The 17772-nt window shown below is 52.9% G+C and carries 14 protein-coding genes; 7 read left to right on the top strand and 7 right to left on the bottom strand.

The features are described from left to right. The first annotated feature begins 205 nt into the window (after positions 1-205). Entirely contained in the window at positions 206-1222 is a 1017-nt protein-coding gene (locus tag AB1K62_RS14105; RefSeq protein WP_367004506.1) for an AraC family transcriptional regulator ligand-binding domain-containing protein, read from the top strand. A gap of 83 nt (positions 1223-1305) precedes the next feature. Here AB1K62_RS14105 and AB1K62_RS14110 read toward each other — a convergent pair whose 3' ends face one another. From AB1K62_RS14110 to AB1K62_RS14125, 4 genes are all read right to left on the bottom strand, one after another. After that, positions 1306-1770 (bottom strand): DUF1348 family protein, encoded by a 465-nt coding sequence (locus AB1K62_RS14110; protein ID WP_367004508.1) that lies wholly within the window; start codon positions 1768-1770, stop codon positions 1306-1308. Between the two features lie 3 nt (positions 1771-1773). Beyond that, positions 1774-2046, bottom strand: a complete 273-nt coding sequence (locus AB1K62_RS14115) for a hypothetical protein (RefSeq protein ID WP_367004509.1) — start codon at positions 2044-2046, stop codon at positions 1774-1776. Next, a complete protein-coding gene (locus AB1K62_RS14120; protein WP_367004510.1) occupies positions 2043-3116 on the bottom strand; it encodes a pyridoxamine 5'-phosphate oxidase family protein in 1074 nt (357 codons plus the stop codon). The genes AB1K62_RS14115 and AB1K62_RS14120 overlap by 4 nt, the downstream gene beginning before the upstream one ends. Positions 3117-3199: 83 nt before the next feature. Beyond that, on the bottom strand, positions 3200-3820 hold the full coding sequence (locus tag AB1K62_RS14125; protein ID WP_367004512.1) for a glutathione S-transferase: 621 nt from the start codon (positions 3818-3820) through the stop codon (positions 3200-3202). Positions 3821-3998: 178 nt separating this feature from the next. Between AB1K62_RS14125 and AB1K62_RS14130 the strand changes: the two genes are divergently transcribed. From AB1K62_RS14130 to AB1K62_RS14140, 3 genes are all read left to right on the top strand, one after another. After that, entirely contained in the window at positions 3999-4895 is an 897-nt protein-coding gene (locus tag AB1K62_RS14130) for a LysR family transcriptional regulator (protein WP_367004513.1), read from the top strand. Between the two features lie 115 nt (positions 4896-5010). Then, a complete protein-coding gene (locus AB1K62_RS14135) occupies positions 5011-5619 on the top strand; it encodes an outer membrane protein (RefSeq protein WP_367004514.1) in 609 nt (202 codons plus the stop codon). A 258-nt stretch (positions 5620-5877) separates the two neighbouring features. Then, on the top strand, positions 5878-6201 hold the full coding sequence (locus AB1K62_RS14140; protein ID WP_367004516.1) for a hypothetical protein: 324 nt from the start codon (positions 5878-5880) through the stop codon (positions 6199-6201). A gap of 369 nt (positions 6202-6570) precedes the next feature. Here AB1K62_RS14140 and AB1K62_RS14145 read toward each other — a convergent pair whose 3' ends face one another. Beyond that, positions 6571-9678 carry a tetratricopeptide repeat protein gene (locus AB1K62_RS14145; RefSeq protein ID WP_367004517.1) on the bottom strand — a complete coding sequence of 1036 codons (3108 nt, stop codon included), beginning with the start codon at positions 9676-9678 and terminating at the stop codon, positions 6571-6573. 615 nt (positions 9679-10293) lie between these two features. Between AB1K62_RS14145 and AB1K62_RS14150 the strand changes: the two genes are divergently transcribed. Further along, positions 10294-11160 (top strand): glycosyltransferase, encoded by an 867-nt coding sequence (locus AB1K62_RS14150; protein WP_367004518.1) that lies wholly within the window; start codon positions 10294-10296, stop codon positions 11158-11160. Here the strand turns inward: AB1K62_RS14150 and AB1K62_RS14155 are convergent. Then, positions 11088-11294, bottom strand: a complete 207-nt coding sequence (locus AB1K62_RS14155; RefSeq protein WP_367004555.1) for a poly-gamma-glutamate hydrolase family protein — start codon at positions 11292-11294, stop codon at positions 11088-11090. The two genes, AB1K62_RS14150 and AB1K62_RS14155, sit on opposite strands and share 73 nt — an antisense overlap. Before the next feature lie 347 nt (positions 11295-11641). On the opposite strand from AB1K62_RS14155, the gene AB1K62_RS14160 reads away from it, so the two are divergent. After that, positions 11642-15808 carry a hypothetical protein gene (locus AB1K62_RS14160; RefSeq protein ID WP_367004519.1) on the top strand — a complete coding sequence of 1389 codons (4167 nt, stop codon included), beginning with the start codon at positions 11642-11644 and terminating at the stop codon, positions 15806-15808. Between the two features lie 633 nt (positions 15809-16441). Beyond that, on the top strand, positions 16442-16867 hold the full coding sequence (locus tag AB1K62_RS14165; protein WP_367004521.1) for a hypothetical protein: 426 nt from the start codon (positions 16442-16444) through the stop codon (positions 16865-16867). Positions 16868-17366: 499 nt separating this feature from the next. Here the strand turns inward: AB1K62_RS14165 and AB1K62_RS14170 are convergent, their stop codons facing one another. Then, positions 17367-17747: a hypothetical protein gene (locus AB1K62_RS14170; protein WP_367004522.1), complete on the bottom strand. Its 381-nt coding sequence runs from the start codon at positions 17745-17747 to the stop codon at positions 17367-17369. Positions 17748-17772: the final 25 nt, after the last annotated feature.

Below are 17772 nucleotides of genomic sequence, written 5' to 3' on the forward strand. Positions count from 1 at the left end.
CGCCTTGGGTCATAAATCCGGACCACCAGCTCAAATTCTGTGGTTCGCGGGATGTGGCCTTGGAGTTGACGATGATTGGATTAAGCCAACAGAGAGCGGTGGTTCTTGACCGTAGCCGCCAAAAATTTGATTTGGTGTGCCAAATTTGAAGAAATGCGTTATACGAGGCACTGGATCGGCAACGACGGGGTAGGCAGGAAGCACATTGGAAGAAGTTTCGAGCCTTTTCGCCCGTAAGGCGATTGCGCAGGCGGAGCGCGCGGTTGCCAAACGGGCGTTGGCGCTCGTCGGCATAGCTCAAGAGACGCTTTTCGACCCCGCGAACCACATACCTGTGCGACAGCACCACCTCCTGTTTGAAACATTGGCTCGGGAAGAACGCCCACAAATCAGCTTTCACATGCGAACATCGGGTTCGATGCGTTGCGAGGAGTTCGGGCCACTCGGGCTGACGATTAAATCCGCACCTACGCTGCGACGATCGTTCGAGCGGCTTGATCGCTATGCAAGGCTCTACAATCCTTATTCCGTCTTCGCCTTGGCGGACAAAGGTTCGGAATGCTGGTGGATGAACCGGAAGCCGGTTCCGGATAATGATGGCGCCAAGCTGTCGAACGAAGCGGCGCTGGGAACGTTCGTCTCGCTTTGGCGCGATGCGAATGGCGACGAGTTCAACCCCAAGCGTGTCCAGTTCAGTCATCTGCCGGTGGGAGATGTGCGACCACTTGAAGAACATTTCAGATGTCCTGTGACCCACGGCGCGGAAGTCGACGCGATTATCATGCATCAACAGGACGTTGATCGACCAAACCGTGTCGGTGACCAGCATATCTGGAAGTTTCTCCGCGAACATCTGGAGGAAATCCTTCGCACTACTGAACCGAATCGGATAGATCGCGAGGTGGTAATCCAGATTGCCAACAGCCTGAGCGATGGCGTGCCGCGCCTCCAGGATGTGGCCTGCCATCTGGGCGTGGGGAGCCGTACCTTGCAGCGCCGGTTGTCGGATCTGGGTCACAGCTATCAATCCCTGGTCGACGAGGCACGACGGGAAGTTGCTCTCAAGCTCGTCGGCGAAACCAACCATTCGCTGGTGGAAGTTGCGTTCCTGACCGGTTTTTCGGAACAAAGCTCCTTCACCCGTGCCTTCAAGCGATGGTCGGGAAAAACGCCGCGGACCTATCGCGATGAAGGGCCGAGAGTGGTGGTTGTTCAAGATTAAGGGTTCATGGATTTTCATCATTGTACGGGAACGGCTGATGCTGTTTGAAGGGCTCAAAAGCGCTCGTAGACATCAGCAGCCCTCTAGAGCCCAAGCTCGGACAGTCCAGGATGATTGTCAGGACGCCGCCCTAAGGGCCAGCGAAAAAGCCGCTCAGCCTCTGTGATCGGACGTTCATTGATGCTGGCATGGCGGCTGTGCATCAGGCCGTCTTCGGCAAATTCCCAATTCTCGTTGCCAAAGGCACGAAACCAGTTTCCGCTGTCATCATGATATTCGTAGGCGTAGCGAACCGCGATGCGATTGCCGATATATGCCCAAAGTTCCTTGATTAACCGGTAGTTGAGCTCTTTCGCCCACTTCCGCTCCAAAAATTTCCTGGCTTCTTCGCGGCCCAGGGGAAATTCGGAGCGATTCCGCCATATGGTATTTTCAGTATAGGCCAGGGCAACCTTGTCTGGATCGCGACTGTTCCAGCCATCTTCGGCCAGTCTCACTTTCTCGCGAGCGGACTCTGCATCAAACGGGGGCAATGGGGGACGTGACATGGTTCAATCCTTTATCTGGTGGGGTGAGAGAGGAGGCTGAATGCGATCCTCACAGGGGAATTCTGCTGGCGTCCTCGCCTTTGCCGCACCTGGTTGCGCATCGGCGGATCGGGCACCCGATGTAAACTGGAATATGAGCAGCAACATCAGCAGATAGAGACCCGCGATATTGCGGAATACAACGAAATCGCCATGCTCGCGGCTGACGCCATCCGGTGGGAAATAATCCATGGCCAGCTCTTCAGCGGCTGGCAAAGTTATCAGGCTGAAAGTCACGGTTCGATCTCCCCGGACGCGCTTCCGGTCGTCCGTGCGCCGACGGAAAGCGCGGCTGTGCCATTCGGGTGAGTGGTGCGGCCCGCGCCAAGTTTGGTCGCAACCTCTGTCCAAGATCCGGTCCTCAGCGATTTTGGCGAGAAGGCATTATCACGCATCGTCCACCGCAAGGTAGATGCCCTCCGGCGAAGGACCATCCTGCTCGGGCAGAACCTCCAGATCCGCTCTGCGCCCCTGAAGGCTGCTGTTTCCAGAGAGTTAGTGATGACCCGGGCGATCCCGGTGAGTTGCAGCATGTCGCCTGTTTTGAAATCCACGAACAGCAAGCCGGCGCGCGGATTGACGAGAAAATTACCGAGTGTGTTGAAGTGGAAATTGCCGGAAAAATCTGGGATCGTCAGCTGACTACGGTCGTCGATCCTGACAAATTCGGGTTTACCACCTCTGTGCGAAGCATCGATCTGCCTGGAGTCACCGCGGTCGACATAGGATGCCACGAAAAAGGTGTCGGCGGTCGATATGATGGCACAGGCCTCCTCGCTCAGTTCGCCAGATTCCGCGACCTGCGCCGCCTTGGTCTGGTCCGTTTCCCGCGAAAAGCTAATATCACGCAACTGGATATATTGCGGGCAGTTGCCAAAGGCCTGACCGACTTCAACTTCCAGAGAACCGTCGGCGGCGCTCTTGATGTCTCCGTTCATCCGGTTTCGACGCCGGGTGTGCAGTTCGATGCCGAGTATGCCGATGGCCCCGCCGGCATGCGCGCCGGCGGATGCGGGATCGGCAGGATCAGGCGTGCCGCTAATGGTTAGAGACCGGGGTGACGGGGAGCTGATGAAGCCCGGAGCGCCAGTAAGCATTGTCGGCCATATATCACCAGAATGATCGACAGTTGCCACAATGATAAACGGCAATCGCGCATAAAAGTCACGGTGCTGCTCGGGCATAAAATCGCGAACGACTTTTGCGCCGACATGCTCCATCCGTTCAGCCATGCCGACCGAGCGCTGCAGTGCTACTTCGCCTGCGTGGAAGAGCCCATCTGTTGGTTCGCCGGTCAATCTGTTCATGGCCAAGGTCCCTGTAGCAAGAGTGGCGAGGCAGGGATGCTGCAGGAGCGAGAACAATGCGCACCGCCGCCTCGTCAATGGCGTCAGGCCGCTGCGGCGAGCCCGACCGGGGTCTGGGGGAAGGCGACGAAGCCGGGCAGTGCTTCGATGCTTGAAAGCCAGCGATTCACTTCGGGATAGCCCGAGAGATCGACATTCCCTTCAGGCGTACGCGCGATATAACTGTAGAGCCCAACGTCTGCGACGGATGGTCTTAGCCCGCCGGCGACCCAGTCGCGGCCTACCAGTTCTGCCTCGATAACAGTCAGAACATCGTGCGCGCGACCGATCACTTCCTCAGGGCTGAAGGTTGCACCGAATACGGTTATCAAGCGCGCTGCTGCGGGTCCGAAAGCAATCTGTCCCGCAGAAACCGACAGCCAACGCTGAACAGTTGCTGCCTCGGCTGCGGTCTCTGGCAACCAGTCTGTGCGGCCAAATTTCTTCGCAGCATAAACTAGAATTGCGTTGGAATCAGCGATGACCGTATCGCCGTCGACTAGAACCGGGACCTGGCCAAAACGGTTCATTTTCAAATAGTCGGGCTGCTTATGCTCGCCCGCGCCGAGATCGACGTCGATGACCTCAACCTCGGCACCGATGAGCGAAAGGAATAACCGCGCCCGATGGGCATGGCCGGAAAGTGGAAAGTGGTAAAGTTTCATGGGATCGCTCCAGATTGCATGGGGCCGATATGTTCGACTGGTCCTATGTAGAGGAATCCATTTGCCGTAAGAACCGCGATTATTTTGAATTCAGCATTTCGCAAATTGAAACAATATAGTTTGTTTCTCCCTGCTGTCCCGCTAACCTGCGTTCTTCATTTCCTGACGGAGGAAGAAAATGGACAGGATACAGGCCATGCGTGTGCTGGTCCGCATCGCCGATAGCGGAAGTTTTGCGGAGACTGCCCGCCAGTTAAATATGAGTCCGCCGGCTGTGAGCCGCGCCATCGCGGGACTGGAGAGCATAGTCGGTGCCCGTCTGCTCACGCGCACTACGCGATCGGTCAAACTGACCGAGATTGGCGCACGTTATGTCGAGGACTGCCGGCAGATCCTCGCTGCTGTTGAAGAGGCGGAGGCCGCCGCATCTGGATCCTTTGCAAGGCCGACTGGCAGTTTGACCATCACGGCTTCGGTGATGTTCGGGCAGATATATATTCTGCCGATTGTTACAGAGTTTCTCGACACCTATCCCGAGGTGACAGGCCGTCTAGTGTTTCTGGATCGCGTGACTAACCTAATTGACGAAGGCTTGGATGTCGCTATCCGGATAGGTCACCTTCCTGACTCCAGCTATAGCGCGATCAAGGTTGGATCCGTCCGGCGCGTTGTCTGCGGTGCTCCGGAATATTTCGATCGAGAGGGTGTCCCCGCTCGACCTGCCGAACTAGCGACGCACCGGATTATTGCGGCTACCAGTGCCTGGACCTCGCTGGACTGGAGATTTGGTCGAGAAGAAAAGGAGACTGTTCGGGTCTCGCCGGGTCTGTTCTGCAATTCCAATCCCGCGGCAATCGAGGCAACGCGATCCGGTTGGGGTCTCACCAGGGTTCTATCCTATCAAGTCGGACCGGATCTGGTTTCGGGGCAGCTTCAGACAGTTCTCGAGGAATATGAGGAAGAGCCTTTGCCGGTTCACATCGTCCATCCAGAAGGCAGGAATGCGTCTGCAAAGGTGAGAGCATTCGTCGATTTTACTGCTGAACGACTGCGGGCAAACCGCTTCATTAATTGATTCAGTGTTTCATTTATTGGAATAATATCTTTCGTTGAAGGTCGATTATCACGTAAGCCGGACGATCCTATCTGCAAATCCGACCCCGCTTAAGGGGCAAGATATGGAGTTAGAAATGAAATCGAAAATAATCATAACAGCCTTCGCAGGCATTGCAGGCTTCACCACAGCGCCAGCGCTGGCCAATAATTTTGATGGCCCCTATGTTGGTGTTCAAGCGGGCTGGAACAGAGCTGAAGTGGCTGATCGCACCATCGATACTCAGACTGTTGATGCCGAAGTATCGCGCGATGCCGTCGTGCTTGGCGGCTATGCCGGATATAATCACAAGGTCAGTGACCGCTTCGTGATCGGTGCAGAGGCTGGATTCAGCGGCGCATTTGATGATGAAATCCGCGCCCGGACGTCTGGCAATTCGATCATAATTGATCCTCGTTACAGCTTTGAACTGACGGGGCGCGCAGGTTATCTCGTGGATGACAAGACACTGGCATATGTGCGCGGCGGCTATGCCAATGCCCGGGTTCGCACAACACTGGTTTCTGATAATGCAACGTCGCGTGCATCTGACAATCTGGACGGCTGGCTGGTTGGCGGAGGCGTTGAACGCATGCTGACCAACAATATCAGTGCGCGTCTAGAATATCGCTACACCGACTTTGGAAACAATGGTGGTCTTTATGACCAGCACCAGGCCTTGGTCGGCATCAGTTACAACTTTTGATCCGCTTGATGGTGCCGCCGTCCTGAAAAGACAGTGGCACCAACGCGGTCATGGAATTCATCATGAGATGGACTTATTCAAAATTTGACGAACCCTGTCTAGGGTTCAGCTTGTTCAAGCTGCAGTCGATCGTGAATGCAGCGTTCGGCAGCGGTCCTCTGACCGCGGCGCTTTTGAACCTGGCTGCAGTGGTATTGGTTACGCTGGTTAAGCGCTACCTACCTGACCTTCTGTGCATACTCACTGTACACCGCTGCAATGGCTGATCCTGTATACGAACGGATATTAAGCCAGCTCAAACTGGCCTTGCTTAACGATTGCGGCTGTGAGGATACACTTTCTAGGGCCGAGGAGGGCGCACGCGATGCAGGGCTTTCCGGCATTGATATCGACGCCGCGCTGTGCAAACGCAGCTTCGACGTGCGAACCGCGGCAGTTCTCGCCTTTGGATGCGCGATCAGAAATGGTGATCCGGTTGCTCGAGATTTAGCCAGAGAAAGGGCTCAGGCCTTGGGTTTGACAGCCGAAGAGTTGGATTTCTTTACCAGCTTTGTCTCAGAATTTCGTGGACTTACACGGTAATGATAGCACGTCCAGTTGCCTATTGTCGATTGTCTGATTGCCCGGTTCAGCGATTGTCATTTTGCAACAATGGAAATCTCCGTTGACTGAGCACTAGAACAGCATAATGAAGGCAATATTTATGGCAGGGTGGAAATGCCTGCAAGAGAGGATGAGACTAAACGCGACACGTCAGAATCTTGATGATTCACGTCCGCTAACCACCCAATTTGAGACATAACGGCTTGGCAGTGCTTCGCTATTAGCAGACCGGCAGCTTGAGCGGTTCGCGGATTACAAACTGACGGGCGGTTCACGACCCAGTATCTGTCGTTAATCGGCAAAAGGGCGCAGCCCAAAGGCAAATGTTTCTAAGAGAACAAATCCAGACTAATTAGCCCCGTCACCGATCAGTGAAAAGGGAGCCCATGCACTTGGATGCGCCCAAGTGTCGGTATTACTGTCCGCGCTTCTGTCATTACGGATCTCGCGCATTGCTTGCTGGAATGCCTGCGCTCTTGTTAGCTGCGGATTGTCCTTTACGATGGATATGGTCCGCACAGTGAGCTTGGCGGCTACGTCATCTCGCACTGGCCAATGCGAGGCTAGCAAATTCCTTGCTCCTGCATAAAAGAACGAACGGGCTAGGCCTGATAAGCCTGGTGCTCCTTCACTGCCATCACCGGCTGCTGTATTACAGGCAGACAAGATTACCCAGTCAGCATTTAGTTTGAGTGCTGATATTTCCGAAGCACTCAAATAACCATCATTGCGCTCGCTCGCCCGTAACGGCGGGGTTAGAACAATCCCTGGTTCGGCTGTCCCGCTAATTTCGCCGGCGAGCAGGCCGTGGGTGGCAAATGCAATAATATTGGCATTTAGATTTTGGGTGCGCACGAAATCCTCTGTCGCTTTTTCAGCCAAGTATAAAGCGTTTTGAGGTTTTCCAAACTCTTCCCACATCGCAGTCAACTCGGTTGCAGTTCCGGGAAGTCGTGCCATCTTCCTGAGCTCGGATATATTGGCAACACTCGCCCCGCCGCGCGTTGACGAACTGCTGAACACGCGTTTGAACGAACCACTGCCGTTTATAACGCCACGTTTAGACCGTTGATTGCCACGGATTTCTGATTGACCCGTTAAAACGGGGTCACCAATACCCAGAAACGGCGTGTTAGGCGTTCTCCCATCTGAAGCGCGATATTTACGCAATAACTCGAGTGATTGAAGCGATGGTATTACAATGAGCGCATGAGCATCGGCAAACCACTTGGCGGAACGCAAAACATTTGGGTCCCCGCTATCGCCCTCTGGAACTTTACTTACCAGAAGTCCGAAAGGAAGACTCGAAAGCGATCCGCTGGCTGACAAAAACACGTGTTTCTTGCTTTTCAGACCTTCGTAAATAGGCTCAATCAGTTCACGGTAGAGCGCGTATGAAGTCTCAAAAGAGAACGGATACGCGCCCCGACCCTCTTCAGACCATGCCACCCACTCGGCGGCGTTTACGTCGACATTCGCACCAACATCCCACAACAATCGTTTAACGAACGCATCTATTTTATCACTGCCCCAGTCAGATCGCACCCAGCGTAAACCTTCGTCCGACACCAGCATTATATGAGTGCCATATGGTGTCGGCACAACCATCAACGCTGCCTCATCCGAGGCCAATACCTTTTGCGCATCAGAAAGCGCGAGCGCTTCGGGCCTTATCAATGCAAAATATTCTGGCGCTTCATTGCGCAGTCTATCATCAATGGTCTCCAGCCGAGCTTTCAGCGTTGCAAGCCAGTCACGCAAATTGCTGCGTTTCTCATCACTTGCGCTATCGCTTTCGCCCAAAGTTTTGATCAGCGCATTCTCGGTTTCGATCCATTGCTGTGATAGCTCTTCTCGCTCCATCACCAGCGGTTCCAAAGGCCCTGCAGCCTTACGTGCCACGGTCGCTGTGATAGCTTTGCTTGCCGCACCCGCCAATGCATCTTGTAGTGCCATAAAAACTTCTTCGCGCAATCCGGCCTGCGCTGTAGCATCTAGTGGATCTGCTCCTGCCGCTATCGCTTCTTCAACTAACCCGGGGCCGCGAGACCATGCAGCATTCGCGAATAACGTAAAAAATGACGATTGGTTTTTCTCCTCACGCCCAAGCTGCGCTACTTCGCTCGGTGTAAAACCGGCAACTTTTCGAGCAGCGCGAATATTGATCATCAGGGAACGCGCTGGTTCTACTGCCAAATGCGACCGGGAAGGTATATCCATGCGGACATAGGAGAGGTTATTCAGGCTTAGAAGCGTGCCGGGATACTTATCACCTAACACCTCACGTCTAAGTCGCAATGCTTCGGCATCAAACGGTTCGGCCTCTATAGGGCGGCCTAGATCCCACAGCACAGAAGCATAATTACTCAAGCTAACCAGTGTGTCAGGATGCTTTTCTCCAAGCACCTCGCGCCTAAGATGCAGGGCTTCGGCAAAAAGCGGCTCGGCCTCGCTGGCACGTCCTAGATCCTTTAGCGCTGAAGCATAATTGTTCAGGCTATTGATAGTATCTGGATGCTTTTCTCCAAACAATTCGCGCATATGCCGCAGGGCTTTGGCAAAAAGTGGCTCAGCCTCGCTGGCACGTCCTAGATTCTGTAGCGCTGAAGCATAATTGTTCAGGCTATTGATAGTATCTGGATGCTTTTCTCCAAGCACCTCGCGCCTAAAACGCAGGGCTTCAGCCGAAAGTGGTTCGGCCTCGCTGGCACGTCCTAGATCCTGTAGCACTGAAGCATAATTATTCAGGCCACGGATAGTATCTGGATGCTTTTCTCCAAACAATTTGCGTCTAAGCCGCAGGGCTTCCGACAAGAGCGGCTCCGCCTCGCTGGTGCGGCCCAGACTATTAAGAACCATTGCATGGCCGCTCAAGCCAGCCAGAGTATCAAAATGCTTATCTCCCAGCACCTTGCGACTAAGACGCAGCGCTTCTGCATATAGCGGCTCGGCCTGTTTGTCGCGCCCTAGCTCATGCAGCACAGAAGCGTATTGATTAAGGCATAGTCGGGTAAAAGCATGTTCTTCTCCGAACTCGTCTTGAGATAGCTTTAAGGCTTCTGCATATAACGGTTCGGCCTCGCTGGCGCGACCTAGATCCTGCAACACAGAAGCATAGTCGCTCAAGCTCTCGAGAGTGTCCGGATGCCTTTCACCTAACACCTCACGTCTCAGCCGCAAGGCTTCGGCAAAAAGCGGCTCAGCTTCGCTGGTACGCCCTAGATTCTGCAACACATCTGCATAACCGTTCAAACTCGCCAGTGTGAGTGTATGATTGTCGCCAAGCACCTCACGGGTCACTCTTAGCGTTTCAGCAAAGAGCGGTTCGGCTTCAATATAATTGTCTGTGTCATATAGTTTGATTCCGGCCTTAAGCATTTGCGAAGCTTGTTCCAGCTTCTGGTCGTCATCCGACGATAAAGTTGCTTTGGCTTCGAGAGAAACATTCTGCGCCATGGCTATGGCCGGGTCCAATATTAAAATAGCAAGAGCGAAGAACAGTCCACTCCTACTAACAACGCTAACAGATAACGATCGAACCGGCGCTCCGTATGGGTAGTATGAATCTATAGCGAACAGGGACAATACTTTCTCTTCATTTACAAACTGCTACGCTTCTATACTAATGCCGATTAGTCAAGTTTCTTGCTCCGTTTGCTGCAAGTCACATTAATCACGATTGGATTTGCGGTCGTGTTGGCGATGCCCATTTTTCGTATGAAACATCAACAACATCGCGGACCATCCATTGCCCCCCATAAGCGGACGTCAGGTGAATTCCATCCGGCGTCCAACTGCAGTCATATCTCGGTCTTCTCAGCCAAGGTAAGTGCATCTTCGATGTCGACGCCTAGGTATCGAACGGTGTTCTCAATCTTCGAATGGCCAAGCAAAATCCCCCGTCGTGAAATCTCTGATTTCAAGAATGCCTTCATACGCTGAGGGTCACCGAACGTCTGTCAAAGCTCATAGCCCACCGTAACTCAAGAAATGTAACTGGGCACAATCGAGATTTAAGTATAGCCTTAACTTGAAATATGGGTTTTAAGGGCACGCTCAAAAGAAAAAGCAATGAACGGAAGAAGAGTGAAAGACGCGGTAGAGAAGGATCCATTGCTGCCCGCCGAACGCGCAAGATCTGATTTCGTGCGCGATTTGGTACAGCGCAACATAAGTTCCACATCTGGGCCGTCTTCATGCCCGGGGCCGACCCCTAGGCGGATAGTTCAATTCTGGGATGATCTGGAGCGACTGCCTGACGACGTCGAAGCTTGTATGAAATCGTGGAGGAAACTGGAGCGAGATGGTTTTGAATTGGAAGTTTTTGATAGGGATTCGGCGAGCAATTTCATCCGCGATCGCTTAGGAAGCCGCCACGAACAAGCCTTCGCTCGTTGCTATCACCCTTCAATGATGTCTGACTATTTCCGCTATGCGTATGTGCTGGTTGAAGGGGGCTTCTACATAGACGCCGACGATGTCTACCATGACACTTCAATCGGCCATCTTTTTGACGACGGTCGACTAAAGCTTCAACCCTTCTGTTACGATATCGCAACATCTCAAATGGTGGCACCATCGGTTTTTACTAAAGCCGGAGCCGAACAACCTGGGTGGATTTTTTACTTTAACACGACCCCCATGATTGCGGCACGTAACCACCCCATGATTGAGAGAGCCTTGTTGAACGCTGCCGCATCTCTGGAAGCAGACATTGTGAACGAGTTGCCCGAGGTCCAAGCAACAACTGGTCCAGGGAATCTCACCCGATCGGTATTCGAAATCATACGGGAGGGGTGCTCACCGGAAGCGCTGATGGTCGCCCATGACTGGGAGCTGACATCTACCAGCCAATGGCCGCTTAGTTACCACAACGATGCACGGAACTGGAGATTGTCCAATGCCTTTGGCTCATCAAACTTGTGCGAGGTTCTATGATAATCTTCATGAGCGCCGTGTCTCAGCGCTTCGAAATCATAGAAGGAGTATTCAGTGCCAGCTATCGACTCAGCGATTTCAGATGTGCCCGGTTCAATCCATCCACCGTGGGAGCTATGATTGAAATCGTAGATGCGCGGTCCGCCATTCGGATCTGATAATCGACACCCTCTCGCTCAGGCGCAAAAAGCTCTTCGAAGCTGCTGTAGCGATCAGCCATCCGACATATTACTAAAAGCAAACCGAGCTTGGATTGACACATTTGCAATGTGCCAAACGTAACATAAAGTAGCCGCTCGGAAACCAATCAGTTGGTGCACAGAAGCTTGATTCGAAGGAGGGATTTAAAATCAAAAGAACGTTTCGTGACATTCCAGAAGATAAAATCAGTGAAGAGGAACGTCTCGAGTTCCTAGAAGCTTTGTCGTGGCACCGGGGCCTTGATTGGGATCAGCTGCTCGAGTCACGGAGAATTCTGATTGTGTCCGAGGCGGGTGCTGGAAAGACTTTTGAATGCCAACGGCTTCAAGAACGTTTATGGAATTCGGGTGAGCCAGCATTCTATCTTGAGTTGTCCGAACTGGCCAAGAACCCGATGGAAGAGCTTCTTAGTCCAGAGGAACTTGAGCGTTTTGCGGCTTGGCAATCTGCACAGTGCGAGGACGCAATTTTCATCTTGGATTCAATCGACGAGTTGCAACTCAGCCAAGGCTCATTTCGCACCGCATTGACCAAGCTATCCAAGGCTTTGGATGGGAAGTTGAATTTGGCCCGGATTGTCGTGACCAGCCGCCCGGTTGCCTTCGACAAAGAAGAGATGCGGAAGCGCCTTCCGGTTCCAAAATCTGATGTAGCTATCCATCAGGAGGGTTGGTTTGCAGCCGTAGCCATGGGCGAAGCAGGAGAGGTAGCGGAGAGCGAAGCTGAACCAAAGCATGTTTGGCGAGAGGTCGCTCTCATGCCTCTCTCGTCAGAGCATATGGAGATCTTGGCCGCGAATGAAGGGGTCGCCGACCCCAAGAAAATGCTGGCTGAAGTAAGGGCACAGAATGCCGATGGCTATGTTAGGCGTCCGCAAGACCTGATTGAACTCTGCGCCGATTGGAAACTCCACGGAGAATTGCGGAGCCATCGAGATCAGGTGAAAACCAACATCGAGTGCAAACTTCAGCCTCGTGAGGATCGGCAAGAGAAGGTCGAACTTTCGATTGAGAAAGCTTGGGAAGGTGCGAGTAGGCTAGCTCTCGCCGCTGTCTTGTGCCGCAAGCTTACAATTCGTCACAGCAAGGACGCAGACAGGTCGTTAGGCGCCAATTCTACTCCTCCCCTCGAACCTTCGCTAATTCTTCCGGAGTGGGGGCATAAGGAAATTACCACACTTCTCCAAAGGCCGCTTTTCGGGTTCGCGTCTTATGGAAGGGTTAGGTTCCATCACAGATCAGCAATTGAGTTTCTAGCCGCGGATAGGCTGTCGAGGCTTCTGGGGATGGGGCTTCCCACCAAGACAATCAAGCGAATGTTATTCGGCACCACGAGCGAGGGATTTGAAATCATCAAGCCTAGCCTGCGGCCAGTAGTTGGTTGGCTCGCACCGGAAAATGGAACAGTCTTCAGCGAAGCGTGCATTCGTGAACCAGAAGCTCTTGTCACTCATGGTGACCCAGGATCCCTGTCGACTGCTGACAGACGGCGTGTCATGGAATCTCTAGTAAAGCGCCATGGGAAAGGCGACTGGAGAGGTATACAGCTGCCTCAAATACAATTGGCTCGGCTAGCAGAGAAGAAACTTACAAAGGACGTCCAATCGCATTGGAGCAAAGGCGTCGAGAACCACGAGGTTAGGGAGATCCTTCTGGGCCTAATTGAAGGCGGGAAGCTTAAGGGATGTGCGGATCTGGTATTCGACGTCGTGATAAACAGGAACTCAGGCTACGGAGAACGGATAAATGCACTTGATGCGTTGATCGGTGTAGATGACCCTAGATTGTGTGATCTGGCGGCGGCAATAGCGGCGGAAGACAAAGGATGGCCAATGCGACTGGCCAAAAGCGCTCTTGTTCGCCTGTTCCCCAACCATATGTCGGTCGATCAATTGTGCGCCGCACTTGCAATATACAGCGAGGAGAAAGACACGATCGGCGATCTGTCGTGGTCGCTACCAAAGTTGATTGACCACGAGGATCTCTCGTCGGAAACGCTCGAGGGCCTCCGAGATGGACTTGCACATTTGATTCAATCCACTGCCAGTTGGCAAAAGGACAGGTGGCCGCATCTGCAGTCGGACAGGGAACACCTTATCCCAGCATTGGTTGCAACTTGCCTAAAGGAGGGCCCAAAGAAGTTCTTGTCTCAAGGCTGGCTGAGGGCCGCAGTAATTGCGCTCAAAATAGGAGACAAAGACTATCAACAGCGGGAAGCATTGGAGGCACTCTCCGAAAGAGTCCTGTCGGCTGGGCCTGACGTCAGAATGCGTCTCTTTTGGGAAGCTGACAATCTGCTGCAAGAATTCAAACCGGAATCAGACCCATACACTCGGTTCGCCAATGCGACGCTGCGCGAGCACCTTTTCCTGGATGCTGAAGATCATGATTGGGTGATCGGCTTTCTTGGAGACTCTGGCGCACCGACCGACAAACGAGCGGTCGCCTTGGAGGCCGCCATTCGCCTCCCCAGAGGGGATGTCGAGTGGGTCGAATGGCTGGAAGGCCTGAAGAGGCATGTCGCCGATGAAGTTGCTCTCACTCGAAATCTGGAAGATAGAGCTAAGAAGCGTGATCGCGAATTGGAGCGAATGGAAAAGAGGCATCAAAAGCACAAGGAGAAGGCGGAGCGAAAGAAGAAGATTGCGCGAGCTAGTTGGGTGACATTCTGGCGAGAAGTTTCGATAAATACAGACGCGGTGTTTGACAAGAACAAAACAGAGAACACGGTTTGGAACCTCTGGAGAGCGATGAAAAACGAGAAGCGTGGCAGACCCTTCTCAGGCTGGAATAGAAGGCTCTTGGAAGAGGCTTTCGACAAAGACACAGCTGATCGCGCTCGCTCAGCGATCATGCAGTATTGGAGATCGTTGACACCTAGCCTTCGTAGCGAACGTGAAGATGGCGAGAAGGGGACTTACTTAGTTAAGTGGCAGGTGGGCTTAGCCGGCATATACGCCGAGGCAGAAGATCCTTTTTGGTCGGATCGCCTTTCGGAGAAAGAAGTCGAGCTTGCCCTACGGTATGTCTCCATTGAATTTAATGGATTTCCAAGCTGGCTGCCTGACCTAGTGTCAGCCCATTCTGAGATCATTGAGCGAGTCCTAGGAGTTGAGCTACTCGACGAACTGAAGGAGCGTAGCGACGCGGGATCTATCTCACTGCAAAACATTGAGTCCGCCCCCACCTCTCTCGCAAGGGTATTTTTCCCTAGGTTGATGGATCTGCTCGAGGAAGCGGTGAAAGCAAGCCCAGAAGCGGATGGCCTTGATCATCTCTGCAATCGTCTGACTATGCTTGTGAGAATTGTCCCTAAGCACGGCACTGATACAGAGATTCGTAAATTGAAAGATTGGGCAGCAGAGGCGTTGGCTTCCCCAGTCTCAATGCCTCTCGCTTCTATTTTGTTATCGGTGATGTTTCGGACCGACCCTGAGGCGGCTGTCGAAGCACTAGAGCAACGTTTGAAAACTAGCCCTGAAGACGCAGTTCCTTTGTTTGGAGGTCTCTTCGGAGATCGCGACAGCGCCATTCCGGTTGGGCTGTCAAGCGGTGACTACGCGCCCAATCTGCTGCTGAAACTTTCAAAAATCGCTCATGAATACGTCCGGAGAGCGGATGACGTGAAGAGAGGTCCTGGAACCTACACCCCCCATGCTCGCGATCACGCTGAAAGAGGCAGGTATGCCATCGTAGATGCATTGCTATCCTCTACAGATACAGAAGCATGGCCCGCCAAGCTCGCATTGACTAGAGATCCGGAACTAGCTGATCTCAAGGATAGGTTCTTTGCGCTCGCTCTCGAGAGAGCAGCAGAACAAGCGGATAGCTCGGTTGCATCGGAAGAACAAGTTGCTGCACTTAATTCGTTTGCGGATCTGGCACCCAAGACCTGGCAGGAATTCTATGCACTGATGGTCGACCGACTAGAGGACATAGCTGAACTCTTACTTCAGGATGACTCACCTAGAGGAACATGGGCGCTCATCGGAGATGAAATGCTCATGCGAAGAGAGATCGCCCGGGTCCTAAAGCAGGACTCGAGGAAAGCCTACACAGTCGATCAGGAAGGGGTGACAGCAGAAGAAAAGGAGACTGATATTCGGCTTCGATCCACAGCCTCCGATCAGGAGGCTGTGATCGAACTGAAGATAGGAGAGAAGAACCGAACTGCAAAAGCGCTTGCCAAGGCATTACGCACGCAACTCGTCGAGAAATACATGGCAAAGGGGAACTGCCGAGCTGGGTGCCTTATGATCACTGTCCGCGGAAAACGAACCTGGAAGCACCCTGAGACGGGCCAAAAGATGGAACTTGACGAGCTAAAGGAGTTCCTTAAAAACGAAGCGCAGAAGATTGAACAAGAGATGGGCCATCAGCTGAGTCTGTTTATCTTCGGCCTTGATCTAAACCCACGCCTGCCGACCGAAAAAGAAGCCCGTTCATAAAGCTTGTGGCACCCCAAAATTCGAAAGTCGCTGAAAGTGGGCGCATTCATCGCAGGGCGACAAACGACGCCTGGGAAGGACCAGCGAAAGACCCAATAGGCCCTAAAAGTGCTCCTGTGTTTTCCATTAGCGGTTTTACTCTCTCTGAACGGTCGATATTGCCTATTGCTTTTACACAGTCATAGTGGGCAAATGGATAACTTCTACATTGGCCACCGGCTGACGAACCTAATCATCCCGGGCGAGCCAGACGCGCTCACCATTACAACTCCGGCAGGATCTTGGGAATTGCGAAAGGATGCTCGATACGAAGAATACAAGCGAGCTATTGTCGAGGGAAAGATAGCCGAGACCTACAAGCTCGAGATTAGCTGCTCTTACACTGGTAGCCGCGCTGCCGCGATGGACGCATGCGATTACGAGCTCATCCCCCTCTGACTTGCCGCCAGTTATCTTACTGGCCTTAGCGTCGCACCGAGCCGAAGTCTGCCAGCGTCACAGGTGACCTTCATGCAGGTCGGCCCGCACTTTCCTCAGCCGCGGGCCATGGGCATTGGCTTTCCCGCGTGACGGGACGACACATCGTTTTCTCAAGCGGTTGGCGGCTTCGTAGCGGCATATCCGACTAAGGGGATGGATGAGAATATTCGTCTCGTCGCACATCATTTTCTCGACGCGCTGGCATTTTGGTCACTTGAGGATCTCGTGCTCAGCACAACGACTATTTTGGAAATCATCGCCATCACTGCCAAGCGCGTGGCTGACGCTCAAGGACGGACGATAAATGATTTCACGCCCAGACTGGCTTTCGCGGCTAGTCGATTTAATCTTCCAAATCTGCCGCCAGATTTTCGCAAAATGCGGAATGATTTGGTCCATGAGGGAACGCTCTCGGGGCAGAGGTTCCCAAACAAAGATGCGTCCGCCTGCGGTGTCGTCGTCGCGGAGGCCTTGGACTGGATCGACGCATACGTCTTTACGGCAATGGGATTAGACAAGCCGACTCTGCCGCGGTTCATCCCAGAAGGCTTCCAAGGAGCGAACAGCTTCTCATTATAAGGGCCGCGGCTAAATGAGTGGTTCCGAAACCGGCCTTTGGGTCCGAGATAGCACTCGAAAACGGGCTGTAAGTGGAACATTAGCATTCTCTGTTGTAACTGAGTAACCGGACTTCAGTAGAGCCACTGTCACCGAGCTTCAAGCCCACATAACTAGCTATATCATTTGAAAAATCGCTCGGTCAGAAGTGTACAAGTATGGAGATTCTTTTACATTTAACGCGACGTTCTGTGCTGCTGTAAATACCATAAAATGGCTTGCTAAAATTCATCATCGAACTTCTACATTCGGGCCGTGCGCTTCAGCTCTTGGGTGCCGGATTTTGGGCGCGTATCGGACCGACTGCAATTGGGCCGATTGCGGAGAGTCTTCTTTTGGCGATCCTAGCATGCATGGCTACCATTCTACTACAACGCATTACGGAGATATTGGGGTCGAGGCATAAATACGTGATCCGCAATTTTAAATATCTTAAGTACTGATTTCGGTGCTCAGTCGCTCACCCAATTGCGATGACCGGAAGGCCGTCGCGCGATGCAGGGTGAGTCTGCAAGGCAGTGTCAACGTGGTGCCGGATTTTCCACAACATCCGATGTATTTGATCGACTTCATTCTCCTCGAAGTTTAACGATTCACCGCCGCGCACTGCCAAGAAGTCATGGAACTCACCATCCGGTAGAGGCGTTCGCCAGATTTCCAAACCCATACTGGTGAAGTCGCTGTCTGAGTGCGCGTGCAACTTGTTTCGGTATGTGAGCAGCCGTTCGTGAAGCCGCATTTCCTCAGGTTCAAGTTCAAGCTCGGGTACCATATTCCAGTTAAAGGGTGGTGCGACCTGACCGCGCGACTGGGCGAAAGGGCGACCGTATGCGACTACCATTGTTGTTTCGTAGCAATGGAACTTA

Source organism: Parasphingorhabdus sp. JC815, from assembly GCF_040717415.1.
Lineage (GTDB): Bacteria > Pseudomonadota > Alphaproteobacteria > Sphingomonadales > Sphingomonadaceae > Parasphingorhabdus.